This is a genomic window from Micrococcaceae bacterium Sec5.7 (assembly GCA_039636785.1).
Classification (GTDB): Bacteria; Actinomycetota; Actinomycetes; order Actinomycetales; family Micrococcaceae; genus Arthrobacter.
In genome coordinates, this window is the sequence record CP144169.1 from 2,264,550 (window position 1) to 2,278,525 (window position 13,976).

Annotated in this window: 9 protein-coding genes; 1 reads left to right on the top strand and 8 read right to left on the bottom strand. The window is 64.5% G+C overall.

Annotation, left to right across the window (positions count from 1 at the left end; translation table 11 throughout):
* Positions 1-83 precede the first annotated feature (83 nt).
* The 8 genes from V3C33_10830 to V3C33_10865 all read right to left on the bottom strand — a co-directional run bounded on the left by V3C33_10830 (position 84) and on the right by V3C33_10865 (position 12,260).
* Positions 84-839, bottom strand: a complete 756-nt coding sequence (locus V3C33_10830; GenBank protein XAS66010.1) for an ATP-binding cassette domain-containing protein — start codon at positions 837-839, stop codon at positions 84-86.
* Positions 836-3,628, bottom strand: a complete 2,793-nt coding sequence (locus V3C33_10835) for an FtsX-like permease family protein (GenBank protein XAS66011.1) — start codon at positions 3,626-3,628, stop codon at positions 836-838. Before V3C33_10835 ends, V3C33_10830 begins: the two co-directional genes overlap by 4 nt.
* A gap of 207 nt (positions 3,629-3,835) precedes the next feature.
* Complete coding sequence (gene serA, locus V3C33_10840) at positions 3,836-5,431, bottom strand: phosphoglycerate dehydrogenase (protein ID XAS66012.1); 1,596 nt, start codon at positions 5,429-5,431, stop codon at positions 3,836-3,838.
* A 131-nt stretch (positions 5,432-5,562) separates the two neighbouring features.
* Positions 5,563-6,588, bottom strand: a complete 1,026-nt coding sequence (ilvC, locus tag V3C33_10845) for a ketol-acid reductoisomerase (protein ID XAS66013.1) — start codon at positions 6,586-6,588, stop codon at positions 5,563-5,565.
* A 115-nt stretch (positions 6,589-6,703) separates the two neighbouring features.
* A complete protein-coding gene (ilvN, locus tag V3C33_10850) occupies positions 6,704-7,216 on the bottom strand; it encodes an acetolactate synthase small subunit (GenBank protein ID XAS66014.1) in 513 nt (170 codons plus the stop codon).
* Between the two features lie 2 nt (positions 7,217-7,218).
* Positions 7,219-9,117, bottom strand: a complete 1,899-nt coding sequence (locus V3C33_10855; protein XAS66015.1) for an acetolactate synthase large subunit — start codon at positions 9,115-9,117, stop codon at positions 7,219-7,221.
* A gap of 354 nt (positions 9,118-9,471) precedes the next feature.
* The gene (gene ilvD / locus V3C33_10860) at positions 9,472-11,193 is read right to left on the bottom strand and encodes a dihydroxy-acid dehydratase (protein ID XAS66016.1); all 1,722 of its coding nucleotides are present in this window, start codon (positions 11,191-11,193) and stop codon (positions 9,472-9,474) included.
* A gap of 140 nt (positions 11,194-11,333) precedes the next feature.
* Positions 11,334-12,260 (bottom strand): LysR family transcriptional regulator, encoded by a 927-nt coding sequence (locus tag V3C33_10865; GenBank protein XAS66017.1) that lies wholly within the window; start codon positions 12,258-12,260, stop codon positions 11,334-11,336.
* Positions 12,261-12,416: 156 nt separating this feature from the next.
* Here V3C33_10865 and V3C33_10870 point away from each other — a divergent pair, with 156 nt between their 5' ends.
* Positions 12,417-13,712 carry a hypothetical protein gene (locus V3C33_10870; protein ID XAS66018.1) on the top strand — a complete coding sequence of 432 codons (1,296 nt, stop codon included), beginning with the start codon at positions 12,417-12,419 and terminating at the stop codon, positions 13,710-13,712.
* Positions 13,713-13,976: the final 264 nt, after the last annotated feature.

Consider the following 13,976-nt stretch of genomic DNA (forward strand, 5'->3'; position numbering starts at 1 on the left):
AGGAACGTTGCCTTTAGTGCGGAGGGATGACTGATCCGGCCCGCGCAGCCTCAGGTGAAAAACTGCGCAGCCCTAGGGTAAATCTAGATCAGTTCGGTCAGGGTATCGCTCTGGCGGACCAGTTCGTGGTCATGTGAAGCCACGAGCACGGCAATTCCATCGGACGTTGTGTCCTTGAGGATGCTGATGATGCGGTTGGCCGAGGTGCGGTCAAGGCTGGCGGTGGGCTCATCCACCACCAGCACGCGGGTGCCCAGGATCAGGGCACGGGCGATCGCCACACGCTGACGCTCACCGCCGGACAGCTGCGCCGGACGGTGCCGCATGCGGCGACCCAGGCCTACAAGATCCAGGAGATCCTTGGCCATGTCGCGGCGCTGGTCCACTTCACCGTCAGGGACTGCCGGAAGAAGGACGTTCTCAAGCGCGCTCATGCCGTCGATCAGCGCCCCGCCCTGGTCCACGTAGCCGATCAACGCACGACGGCGGTCGGCGATTTCGTCGTCGGCCATGCTTTCCAGCGACTGGCCTTCCCAGAAAACCCGGCCCGACGTCGGCAGCGTGAGTCCTGCTCCCACCGTCAGGATGCTGGTCTTGCCGGAACCGCTTCGGCCGGCCACGCAGTGCATCTCGCCCGCGTGGAGGGTCAGGTTGAAACCGTCCACCACGCTGACGGCCTCGGAGCCGCCCTTGCCGCCGCCGTAGCGGATGGTGATGTTGCTCAGCTCGAGGGGAGTCTCGTGGTCTGCAGCCTTGACGATGGTGTTGGCGCGGGTCTGGAGTTCAGCGTCGCCGGCCTCACTCCCGCGACTCCGGCGAAGGTTCAGCTCGTTAGTCATTGGACCACTTTCGTTGCAATCGGAATCCAGCAAAGTACAGCCAGGAGGCCGGCCAGGCCGGCCCACAGTGCGGCATAGGGGGCAAGCAGCAGGCCGATGCCCAGGGCACCAAGCACACCCAGCGGCAAGGCCACCGTGCCTACCAGCGCGTTTTCGAAGAGCCGGACCTGGCCCAGCATGTCCGGGTTCCAGCCCATGGCCTCGAGAGTGCCGAGGTACTGGCGTTTGGCTCGGAGCTCAAAGCGCCCGGTAACCAGGGTCAGGACCAGCCCCACTGCTACACCCGAGAGAGCCAGGACGATGCTTGGCAGCGCGATGCTGGCTGCCGCCAGACCGCTCAGTGCACTGGAGCCGGCCGCCCGGGGTATGTCGATGAGGAGGGCGATCAGGCCGCCCACGGCTGCGCCGAACACACCGACTGCCACGGCCAGGGAAATGGTATTGAACTTGTTGGTGCTGAGCTGCCGGTTGGCAAAAGTGAGCGGGGAATCCACGGCGACGAGCCGTTCGTCATGCTGCGGTTCCTGGTCCACGATCTCGCGGTGGCGCAGCTGCTGGGCGGCGAAGTAAGCGGCCGCGAGGTACAGGGTAAGGACCGAGGCGGAGACGATGACCGTGGCCACGTTCCAGCTAAGCAGGCTCAGCGCAGTGCCGGCCACTGCCAGCAAACCTGCTCCGACGGCGAACTCCTCGAGCACCCAGGACCGGATCCGGCGCTGGGTCCAGCCCATGGCACGCAAGGTGCCCGCCTCGCGTTTCCGCTGCCGGATGTAGCTCACTGTTGATGCGCCGGTCAGCAGGGCGGCGCCGCAGAGTGTCAGGAAAAGCAGCGTGAGGTTGGTGCCGGTGAGTGAACCGGATACGGCATCCGCGGCATTCTGGCGGACCCACGACTGCTTGACGGTGCCCAGCGCGGACTCCTTGCCGGCGTCGTCCTTGGAATATCCCGGCACGAAGATGTTGGCGTCTTCGCGGGCGGAACCGGCCACGATGGTGGCTTCCAGGCCCATGTCCCGGATCTCGCCGGCCAGCTTTTCAACCTCGGGCTGAACCTGCTTCCAGCTGCCGGGCGCTTTGGCCTTCACGCGGACGGCGTCGATCACGGAGGCGTTCTTCTCATAACCGCGGGCAGCAGCCAGACCGTAGTAGTCAGTGATGGCGCCGGCAGACTGGCTGGCCAGCCCGGTGGCGCTCAGTGACGGCTTGAGCTCCGCGGCCGGAACGTCCTTTCCGGCGGCATCCTTGGTGATCGTCAGCGGCGAGGGGTCGTAGCCGCCCAGCGGGAGCCTGTTGACGTCACCGGCCGCTTCCTTTACGGCTGCGGGATCGAAGGTTCCGTAAACCATGGCCAGCGGGGCGGCAAGCTTCTTGCCCGTTTCGAGATTTTCCCGGTAGGAGCGTTCGTCCACGGGCTCACGCTGGGTCTGGTCGACCGGGGCTCCGCCGGCGGTCTTCTCCGGCAGCCGGTTAACGGTCACCCAGTCGCCCGGAGTGGCGGTCTTGTCCACGGCGCCGTTGCCGGCAGTGGAACCGTCGGTATATTTGGGAGCGGAGGCGAAGTCTGTGCTCCAGGTGGCGGGATTGTAGAGCCCTTGGCTGAAGTTGCCGGCGTTGCCGAGCAGCTGGGAGTAGTCGGTGGATCCCGGCCAGGACAGCGCGAACGGTGACTTGGACACAAACGGCAGGTAGTCCTTGCCCAGCGAGCGGGACACCGTCCCGACGTCCTTGACAACCTTGCCCGAAGCGTCGATTTCCTCGACCTTGACCGTGTATTTCAGGTCCAGGGAGGTGCCTGAGCGGACGATCAGCGGGATGGCCTGCGAATCATCAGTCAGCTTCCCGTCGCGCTTGGCCTGCTGGTACTGCGTCATCAGTGGCGCCCAGTACTTGAGTTTGACGCCGAGGAAATCAGGTCCTTCCTCGAGCTCCTTGGTGCTGATGCCGGTGGTGAACAGACTCTCGAAATGGCGGCCGACTGCCCCGGCGTTGCGGGCATCCGCGGGCGGTGCTTTTTCAAGGGGGGCCAGGAAGTCGCCGGCGGTACCGAGCAGTGCGCGCTCGGAAACGGGATCGACGGCGACGACCGACTCGGTCACCTCCGGCGCCAGCGGCAACGCCACGGAAAGGTTGAAGAGGTTGTGTTCGGAGCCGCCGGCCGGGGCAGGGAACTTGATGCCGGTCTCATCGGCGGGTCCCGCGATGCGGACGTTTTTCCCGCCGGCAACCTGCTCTTCAACAAGCTTGGCCTTGCCCAACGCGCCTTCAGCGGTGGACTTGAACAGTGTGCGCTCGGAGACGCCGTCCGAGCTCACGGCGCTGGCGGTGAGGCGGTAGCTCTTGGCCGTATCCGACAGCACGGATTCGGCTGCCGGCCATTTGCTCGGGTCAGTGCCACCGGGCTGGTCGGCGGTTGCTGTTCCCACGAGTCCGGCGTTGAATCCCAGGTAGTCCATGGCGTCAAGGCGCGGCGCCTCGAGGTTCTGGGTGACGCGGGAGACCAGGCTGATGGGGGCTGCGATGGACGTTCCGCTCAGCTCCCGGATGCTGTCCAGCTGGTCAAAGCCGATGCCGCCCTGGCCGTTGGCAATTTCCGGCTGCATGAGCGCACCCGAGCCGGCCTTGGCCCGGACCAGGATGTCATACAGTCCCCTGGAATTCTGGTCCACGGTCCGGTTCAGGGCTGCCTGCGACTGGCCCTGGACAAGCACGGACAAGCACATGGCGACGATCAAAATGGCAGCGGTCAAGAGCAGCACTCTGCTTCTGATGAACCTCTGTACGGCGTTCATTGGGCTCCCTGAAACCTGGATTGCGTGCGCACACCGCTGTCCACTCCTGACGGATGTGAAGGCGTCCCCTGCCGGGTGTGCAAAAAGTATTGGCCGGCCTGCCGGCGCGATCCTGAATTCGGACCAAGCCATTGTAGGCAGACCGGCCAATCATACGTGGCCGAAGTTACAAATCGGTCACCGGGGACTCCCTGACTCGTTGGAGCTTCAGTCTTCGAGGTCCACTTCGCGCACCATTTCGGCGCCGATGCCTGCCTTGATGGCGTCGAGCACCTGCTGCGGCACGGAGGTGTCGATAGTGAGGAGAGCCAGCACCTGCCCACCCTCTGCCTGGCGGGCCACCTGCATGCCGCCGATGTTGATGTTGTTCATACCCAGGATGTGTCCGATGGTACCGATCACGCCCGGCCGGTCCGCGTAGGAGACCACCACAAGGTGTTCGCTGATGGGGATCTCGACGTCGTAGCCGTTGACTCCCACGAGCTTCTGCACCTGCTTGGGACCTGTCAGGGTTCCGGCAACGGAGATCTGGCTGCCGTCGCTCAGAGCACCCCGGATGGTCAGGACGTTGCGGTAGTCCTCGGCGTCCGGCGTCGTAATCAGGCGGGTGTTGATGCCGCGCTGTTCAGCGATGACAGGCGCGTTGACGTAGGAGACCTGTTCGGTCACGACATCGGCGAAGATGCCCTTGAGGGCAGCGAGTTCCAGCACCTTGACGTCCAGCGCGGCGATTTCACCGGCAACCTCGACGTCGATCTGGGTCAGCGATGCGTGGGTCAGCGCGGTGAAGATCCGGCCGAGCTTTTCGATCAGCGGGATGCCCGGGCGGACGTCGGGTGCAATGATGCCGCCGGCCACGTTCACGGCATCCGGGACCAGCTCGCCGGCCAGGGCCAGACGGACAGACTTGGCCACGGAAACGCCGGCCTTCTCCTGGGCCTCGTCGGTGGATGCGCCCAGGTGCGGGGTGACCACAACGTTGTCCAGCTTGAAGAACGGGAGATCGGCGCTGGGCTCCTTGACGAAGACGTCCACGGCGGCGCCACCGATCTGGCCCTCCTGGAGGGCCGTGTACAGGGCCTCCTCGTCCACCAGGCCGCCGCGGGCAACGTTGATGACATACGCCGTCGGCTTCATCTTCTTGAACGCCTCGGCGCCCAGCATGCCGACCGTCTCCGGCGTCTTGGGCATGTGGATGGTCACGAAGTCGGCCTGGGCCAGCAGCTCGTCCAGGGTGACCAGCCTGACGCCCAGCTGCGCGGCGCGGGCCGAGGTGATGTAGGGATCATAGGCAAGGATTTCGGTGTCGAAGCCCTGCAGGCGGGCAGCCACCAGCGCGCCGATGCGGCCAAGGCCGATGATGCCGATCTTCTTCTCGTACAGCTCAATGCCCGTGTACTTGGAGCGCTTCCACTCGCCGTTCTTGAGGGCGGCGCTGGCCTGCGGGATGTGGCGGGCCAGGCTCAGAATGTGGCCCACGGTGAGTTCGGCGGCCGAGACGATGTTCGACGTCGGTGCGTTGACCACCATCACGCCGGCCTGGGTGGCGGCCTTGATGTCCACATTGTCCAGCCCGACGCCGGCGCGGGCGATGATCTTCAGGTTCTTGGCGGCGGCAATGGCTTCAGCGTCAACCTGGGTGGCGGAACGGACCAGGATGGCGTCCACATCCGCGATGGCAGAGAGCAGCTGGGAGCGGTCGGCGCCGTCGGTCTGGCGGATCTCAAAGTCCGGGCCAAGGGCATCGATTGTGGCGGGCGAAAGTTCCTCAGCGAGGAGTACTACAGGCTTGGTGCTTGTCACCGGTGACCTCTTTAGCTCTCTTGTATTCAGGTGGGGATTTTGGTGAAACGTGCTCTGGGGCAAAACGCGTGTTTCGCGCAGGCAGGCCGGGCCCGGAAAGCTGTGGGCCCGGCCTGCCTGCGCGGACGGAACTAGCGGGCCACGGAGCCCTCGGTGTAGTCATCGTTGGTCTTGATCCAGGAGAACAGCTTGCGCAGTTCGCGGCCGGTGGCCTCGATCGGGTGGTCCTCACCCTTCTTGCGCAGCGCCGCGAACTCCGGAGCGCCGGCGTCCTGGTCATCGATGAAGCGCTTGGCGAAGGCACCGTTCTGGATATCCGCGAGGACGGCCTTCATGTTTTCCTTCACGTCCGGGGTGATGACGCGCGGGCCGGAGACGTAGTCGCCGTACTCTGCCGTATCGGAGACGCTCCAGCGCTGCTTGGCGATGCCGCCCTCAACCATCAGGTCAACGATCAGCTTGAGCTCGTGCAGCACCTCGAAGTACGCGACCTCCGGCTTGTAGCCGGCTTCGGTCAGGACCTCGAAGCCGTACTGGACGAGCTGTGAAGCGCCGCCGCAGAGGACGGCCTGCTCGCCGAAGAGGTCCGTTTCGGTCTCTTCGGTGAAGGTGGTCTCGATGACGCCGGCGCGGGTGCCGCCGATTGCCTTGGCGTAGGACAGAGCCAGTTCGCGGGCCTTGCCGGACGGGTTCTGCTCCACGGCGATCAGGTCCGGTACACCGCGGCCGGCTTCGAATTCGCGGCGCACAATGTGCCCCGGACCCTTCGGCGCAACCAGGGCAACGTCAACGTCTGCCGGCGGCTGGATGTAGCCGTAACGGATGTTGAAGCCGTGACCGAAGAACAGGGCGTCGCCGGCCTGCAGGTTCGGGGCGATGTCCTCGGCGTAGACGTGGCGCTGGACCTGGTCCGGGGTGAGGACCATGATGAGGTCCGCTTCGGCAACGGCTTCCGCCACGTTCAGGACTCGCAGGCCCTCCGCCTCGGCCTTGGCGCGGGACTTGGAGCCTTCCTTCAGGCCGACGCGGACGTCAACGCCGGAATCGCGCAGGCTGAGGGCGTGGGCGTGGCCCTGGGAGCCGTAACCGATGACGGCAACGGTGCGGCCCTGGATGATCGACAGGTCGGCGTCGTCGTCGTAAAACATTTCAGTCACTTGGGTGTCTCCTTTTGAGTGGATTCTTGGTGTTGATTGTCTGTGGTGTTGCGGTACTGCACTGCCGTTACGAGCGGTGTTCAGGCTGCGTTCAGGCCGGCGTCCAGGCTGCGCCTTACGCAGAGCGTAGCGCCCTGTCGCTCATGGAGCGGGATCCCCGCGCAACGGCCAAGGTGCCGGACTGCACGATTTCGCGGATGCCAAAGGGCTCCAGCACCGACAAGAGTGCCGAGAGCTTTTCCGGGTGGCCGGTTGCTTCAATGACCACGGAGTCTGTGGAAACGTCAACCACTGAAGCACGGAACAGGTCTGCAGCCTGGGTCACCTGCAGCCGTGTTGCGGCATCCGCACGTACCTTGACCATGATGTGGTCTCGCTGTACGGAAGATTCGGAAGTCAGCTCAACGATCTTGATCACGTTGACCAGTTTGTTGAGCTGCTTGGTGACCTGTTCGATCAGGTCGCCCTCGGCGTCGACGACGACGGTCATCCGGGACATGCCCGGAACTTCCGTCGGGCCGACTGCCAACGAATTGATGTTGAAGGCACGCCGGGCGAAAAGGCTCGCCACGCGGGTCAGCACACCGGGTTTGTCTTCTACCAGAACGGACAGTGTATGGCGGCTCATGATCAGTCCTCCTCTTCCCATTCCGGGGTCATGTTGCGGGCTACCTGGATCTGGTCGTTGCTGACTCCGGCGGGCACCATCGGCCACACCATGGAGTTGGGGCTGACAACGAAGTCAATGACCACGGGGCGGTCGTTGATCTCCAGGGCCTTCTGGATTGTGGCGTCAATGTCCTCGTCGCGTTCGCAGCGGAAGGAGGCACAGCCGTAGGCGTCGGCCAGCTTGACGAAGTCCGGGATCCGGACGGTGTCGTGGCCGGTGTTCAGATCCGTGTTCGAGTAGCGGCCCTCGTAGAAGAGGGTCTGCCACTGGCGGACCATGCCCAGCGAGGAGTTGTTGATGATGGCTACCTTGATGGGGATCTTGTTGATGGCGCAGGTTGCCAGTTCCTGGTTGGTCATCTGGAAGCAGCCGTCGCCATCGATCGCCCACACAACACGGTCCGGTTCCCCCACCTTGGCACCCATGGCGGCCGGAACGGCGTAGCCCATGGTGCCGGCCCCGCCGGAGTTCAGCCAGGCATGAGGACGCTCATACTTGATGAACTGGGCGGCCCACATCTGGTGCTGCCCCACACCCGCAACGTAGATTCCTTCCGGACCCGTGAGGGCACCGATGCGTTCGATGACGCGCTGGGGTGCGCTGAGTCCGTCTTCCGGCTCAGTCCAGCCCAGCGGGTACGTGTCGCGCAGGTTCTTCAGGAAAGCCCACCAGTTGTCCAGATCCGGTGTACCGGAGATTTCGAACTGGGCCCGCACCGCCTCGGTGAGTTCCGGAATGATTTCCTTGACCGAGCCGACAATGGGGACGTCGGCCGTGCGGTTCTTGGAGATTTCCGCCGGATCGATGTCGGCGTGGATGACCTTGGCGTGCGGGGCGAAGGACTTCAGGATGCCGGTCACGCGGTCGTCAAAGCGCGCTCCCAAGGTGATGAGGAGATCGGACTGCTGAAGCGCCGTCACCGCGGAGACCGTGCCGTGCATGCCGGGCATGCCAACGTGCTGGTCATGGGAATCCGGGAAGGCGCCACGTGCCGTCAGAGTGGTGACCACAGGCGCGCCTGTCAGTTCGGCCAGCTCGCGGAGCTCGGCTGAGGCGTGCGCCTTGACCACACCGCCGCCGACGTACAGGACGGGTTTGCTGGCTGCGGCGATGAGTTTGGCGGCTTCGCGGACCTGCTTGTTGTGGCCGCGTGTCACCGGCCGGTAACCCGGCAGATCGATTTTCGGCGGCCAGGAGAACGTCATCTGCCCCTGCTGAGCATCCTTGGCGATATCCACCAGCACCGGGCCGGGGCGGCCTGAGGACGCGAGGTGGAATGCCTCGGCCATAACATGCGGAATATCCTGGGGGTTGGTGACCAGGAAGGAGTGCTTGGTGATCGGCATGGTGATCCCCACGATGTCTGCCTCCTGGAAGGCATCCGTGCCGATCACTGAGCTGGACACCTGGCCGGTGATGGCCACCAGCGGCACGGAGTCCATGTGGGCATCCATGATGGCGGTAACGAGGTTTGTGGCTCCCGGGCCCGAGGTGGCGATGCAGACGCCGACCCGCCCGGTAACCATGGCGTAGCCTTGCGCGGCGTGGCCGGCTCCCTGTTCGTGACGGACCAGAACGTGGTTCATTTTGGAGGCCATCAAGGGGTCGTAGGTAGGCAGGATCGCGCCACCAGGCAAACCGAAAATATCGTCGACGCCGAGTTCTTCGAGCGATCGGACAATAGCTTGTGAGCCGGTCATCACCGTTGGGGGTACAACGTTGTTCGGCCCAAGTACAGGAGAGACAGCAGCAGTGTCGACGACGGTGTTAGCCGTTCGTTCGACGCGTTCCGGAGCCTTGGGGGCTCCAGCGGACTTTGTAGCCATCAGCGAGGGGCTGATCGGCGATCCTTTGCTCATCGGACTCTTCCTTTGTGGATCTTCGGTGGTTCTCGGAAACTGCGGGGAAATAAAAAAACCCCTCAGCCTTGCGGCTCTTCGAGGGGTTGCGCGTGACGGTTCGTTACCAGTCGGGCTATGGAGCCACGCGCTTGGTAAGGACGACGACGAGGCCGACGGTAACGAATGCGATCATGCGTTCAGTTTTCCCTCTTAGTGAGACACGTGTCAACGGCCCAACCCGCTATCTCACCATATGGACTCCATTGTCCATTTACCGAACGCTGTCCCCCAACTAACTCGCATTAGGTGTCGTTATGAGAGCTCATAACGACATCTAATGCGAGCCAGTTGGGTTCAGCTGTCCAGCGTGATCTACCCGCAGTATGCGCCGGTGGAGGCGCTGTGCACCAGCTTGGCGTACTTGGCCAGAACGCCCTTGGTGAACTTGGCCGGCAGGGGCTCCCAGCCGATCTTGCGGGCTTCGAGTTCAGCTTCGTCCACCAGCAGGTCAAAGCTTCGCGCTGCAATGTCCACCCTGATGCGGTCGCCGTCGCGGACGAAGGCGATGGGGCCGCCGTCGACTGCTTCCGGCGCAACGTGGCCAATGCACAATCCGGTGGTGCCGCCGGAGAACCGGCCATCGGTCAGCAGGAGGACGTCCTTGCCGAGCCCGGCACCCTTGATGGCACCGGTGATGGCCAGCATCTCGCGCATGCCCGGTCCGCCCTTGGGGCCCTCGTAGCGGATGACCACAACGTCGCCCTTGTGGATGGCACCCTTGTCCAGCGCGTCGAGGGCACCCTGTTCGCGCTCGAAAACGCGGGCAGTCCCTTCGAAGACGTCGGCATCGAATCCGGCACTCTTCACCACGGCGCCTTCAGGGGCCATGGTGCCGTGCAGGATGGTGATGCCGCCGGTCTTGTGGATGGGGTTGTCCAGCGCACGGAGGATCTTGCCGTCCACGTCCGGCGGGTTGATGGCTTCAAGGTTTTCCGCGACTGATTTGCCGGTGACGGTGAGGCAGTCACCGTGCAGCAGGCCGGCGTCGAGCAGTGCCTTCATGATGACCGGGACGCCGCCGATTCTGTCGACGTCGGTCATGACGTAACGGCCGAACGGCTTGAGATCGCCGAGGTGCGGGATCTTGTCGCCGATGCGGTTGAAGTCCTCCAGCGTCAGGTCCACTTCGGCTTCCCGGGCGATGGCCAGGAGATGGAGCACAGCGTTGGTGGAGCCGCCGAACGCCATGGTCACGGCGATGGCGTTCTCAAACGCTTTTTTTGTCATGATGTCCCGGGCCGTGATCCCCAGTCGAAGCAGGTTGACCACAGCCTCGCCGGACTTACGGGCAAATTCATCACGACGGCGGTCTGCCGACGGCGGGGCTGCGGAGCCCGGCAGCGACATGCCGAGGGCCTCGCCGATGCACGCCATGGTGTTGGCCGTGTACATGCCGCCACAGGCGCCTTCACCGGGGCAGATGGCGCGCTCGATCGCATCAAGGTCCTTGAGGCTCATCTTGCCGGCGGCGCAGGCGCCCACCGCTTCGAAGGCGTCAATGAGGGTGACTTCCTTTTCGGAGCCGTCCTCCAGCTTGACCCAGCCGGGCATGATGGAGCCGCCGTAGAGGAACACGCTGCTCAGGTCCAGCCGGGCCGCGGCCATAAGCATTCCCGGGAGGGACTTGTCACAGCCGGCCAGCAGCACCGAGCCATCGATCCGCTCGGCCTGCATCACCGTTTCCACGGAGTCGGCGATGACCTCGCGGGAGACGAGGGAGAAGTGCATGCCTTCGTGGCCCATGGAAATGCCGTCAGAGACGGAGATGGTGCCGAACTGCATGGGGAACCCGCCGCCGGCGTGTACGCCTTCCTTGGCGGCCTGGGCCAGGCGGTTCAGCGAAAGGTTGCAGGGAGTGATTTCGTTCCAGGAGCTCGCGACGCCGACCTGCGGCTTGGCGAAGTCGTCATCACCCATGCCGACTGCACGGAACATTCCGCGGGCGGGCGCCGCGTGGATTCCGTCAGTGACCACCCGGCTCCGGGGTTTGATGTCAGGCTTGTTTTCGGTCGCGATCTGGGTGTCCTCACTCATGGGTCAAAGTCTATGACTCAGACCCTGAAGCCAACGACCCGGAACGGTGCGTTAAGCCCAAAAGCAGGAATATTTCGATCAAATAGTGGACTCTCGTCTCAAATAATGAGACCCACTGCCCGCCATCCGGCCTTCTTGTGTCATGGATCACGGGGTTCCAATCCGTCTGCGACTGCCTGGGCTTCACTTTTGAGCATGGCCAGCACCTGCTGGATGGTGGTCCGCGCAGCCACGTCCGGACGAGCCAGCGCCACAATGCTGCGCCGGGCGGTGACACCCTCCAGCGGGCGAAGGACGAAGCCCCGCCCCTGGTTTGCCAGCGCCGTGTAGCGCGGCAGGAGTGAGAGTCCGTGGCCGGCGCTGACAAGGGCCTCCAGGACGCGCAGATCGGGAAACAGCTGGGCACGCACTGCGGTGGCGCCGGCCCGCGATTCGATCTGGCGCAGCACAGTATCAAAGGGGAAGCCGTCCGGAACTCCCATCCAGGGGTAGCCCACCACGTCCTGTGCCGTCAGCCTGGATTTGGCGGCCAGGACGTGGTTCGTTGGCAACGCCACGTCCAGCGGCTCGTCCAGCAACGGAACCACCACCAGGCCGCGCCGGGCGAAAACTTCCGGCCCGTCCACGCTGTGCGCCAGGACGACGTCGTAGTCAGCTGCAAGAGCGGCAAATCCGGCCACGCCCGGATCCTGGAAATGGGCTTCGAGGTGCAGCCCCTCGATCGCCTTCACCCGGTGCAGCAGCCCCGGGAGGAACATCTCAGCGGCACTCGGAAAGAAGGCGGCCTTGACGTGGGTCTGCCAGCCCTGACGGTAGGTATCGATGGTTGCCTCCGCCCGGGCCATTGCCGTGGAGACCTCAGCGGCAGCCGCTGCCATGGCGAAACCCGCCTCGGTGAGCCGCACTCCCCTGCCTGATTTTTCAACCAGGACAACACCCAGTTCGTCCTGAAGCGTCTTGAGCTGCTGCGACACCGCAGAGGGGGTGACGTTCAATGCCGCCGCCGTGGCGCCGACAGTCCCCCGCTCGGCCAGTTCACGGATGATGCGGAGTCGCTTGAAATCCATGTAGTGAGGCTACTTCATCGTACAAAAACCATTTGTCACTGCTAAATCATGGGCTGCCGGACGGTCTGCGCCGATTGACAAACCTAGACAGCCGTATTGACACCGACGTAACGTCAAGCAACGGCAACTTTGCCTCATGGATAGAAGGGCTCTGCTATGGAGTGGATTATCTGGGTCATTGTCATCGCCTTAATAATTGCCATTGTCTGGTGGCTGCTGAACCGGAATAACGCCGGCAATGCAGCCCCCGGGGGCAGAACGGACCAGGTCACTCCATCAGCGTCGGCGGACGGCGTGCGCGCCGATGGAGCCCTCTCCGGCGGCGCCGCCGCTTCTGCTGCAGCCACAGGCACATGGGCAGCACCGGCGGCCGAACCCGCCGCTGCGGATCCGGCCCCCGAACCCGCAGCTGACGGCGCATGGGCACCTGCCGCCACCGCCGGCGTCGACGTTGACGACTGGGAGGGCGACTCGACGCCGGACGCCGTTCCCACTGCTGCTGCCGCCGGTCAGAGCGGCGCAGCGACTGCATCTGCCGCGCCGGCGTTTTCCGGACTCTCCAGTGAGGACACAACGGTTGCCGACGGATCCGTCCACGGATCTCCGGCGGACGATGAATCATCAGACGCGTCACTGCTCGACGCAGAAACGCTCGGCACCTCCACAGCGGGTGCAGGCGGTTCGTTCACCGCGGACGATTCGTTCGATCGAGGCGACAGGGACAATACCGAAGACCGGGAAGCCGCGAGTCAGGAACGCGCGGCGTCGATCCTGCGGACAGAGGAAGACAGGTCGGAGTGGGAGTCCCAGTGGTCCGAAGCGGGCGGCACGCCCCGATCGGCATCCGCTGCCGCTGCTGGCCCGTCGACTGACACTGCGGCCGGGACGAAACCTCCTTCGGCGGCAGCCCCGGCTCACCATCAGGAATACACCGGCGCCCACTCCCCTACCCTTCCGGGGGCAGAATCGGCAGCTGCTGAAAATGGGCTGGGCGAACCGGACGTTGGGGAGGACTCCGGTGCCGCGTCGGAGTCTGCTCCTGCCGCATGGCCGGCCCCGCTGCCAGACGCCGATGGGTCCGCCTGGAGCGGGGCTGCCGTCTCGGCAGCCGCCGTGGACGGGCCCGCATCAAACGAGGCGCTCACTGACGACGCTGCCGCTGAGACGCAGGAGCGCACCGTGTCCACGGCGGCTTCCGAGACGGCAGCAAGCCACAGCGCCGAGCCCATGGGCCATCTGGCCACGGATCAGCCCTACGGCGAGGGTTCTGCTTCCCCTGCTGCAGACGGAACTGGACCGGAAGGCTACACGGTCAAGGGCGACGCCGGGTCCATGACCTATCACGACGAAACCAGCGGTTCCTTTGAGGAAACGCGGGCCGAGGTCTGGTTTGAGTCCATTGCCCATGCGGAAGCTGCCGGTTTCCGGGCGCCCCGACGGACCAGGACCTGACAGCGGGCGACGCCGGCACCCGGCAACGTTGAAAACCCGTCCACCAGCCGACAGGCTAAGAGAATGAAAACCGCCAGAGCGGGGCTCCGGACGCGTCCGCCGTCCCGTTCTGTGCTTTGCCACCCGGTTTCCGGGCCGGTTTCCCACCCGGTTTCCCGCCCGGTTTCCCGCCCGGTTTCCCGCCCGGTTTCCCGCCCGGTTTCCCGCCCGGTTTCCCGCCCACGATCCGGCCAGGTTTCCAGACAAAAGTCCCGGACCGGGCCC

Bases quoted from the DNA above. Each gene is read 5' to 3' on its own strand.
- V3C33_10855 (XAS66015.1), bottom strand. From the start codon at position 9,117: ATGAGCAAAGGATCGCCGATCAGCCCCTCGCTGATGGCTACAAAGTCC.
- V3C33_10835 (XAS66011.1), bottom strand. From the start codon at position 3,628: ATGAACGCCGTACAGAGGTTCATCAGAAGCAGAGTGCTGCTCTTGACC.
- ilvN (XAS66014.1), bottom strand. From the start codon at position 7,216: ATGAGCCGCCATACACTGTCCGTTCTGGTAGAAGACAAACCCGGTGTG.
- ilvD (XAS66016.1), bottom strand. From the start codon at position 11,193: ATGAGTGAGGACACCCAGATCGCGACCGAAAACAAGCCTGACATCAAA.
- V3C33_10865 (XAS66017.1), bottom strand. From the start codon at position 12,260: ATGGATTTCAAGCGACTCCGCATCATCCGTGAACTGGCCGAGCGGGGG.
- V3C33_10870 (XAS66018.1), top strand. From the start codon at position 12,417: ATGGAGTGGATTATCTGGGTCATTGTCATCGCCTTAATAATTGCCATT.
- V3C33_10830 (XAS66010.1), bottom strand. From the start codon at position 839: ATGACTAACGAGCTGAACCTTCGCCGGAGTCGCGGGAGTGAGGCCGGC.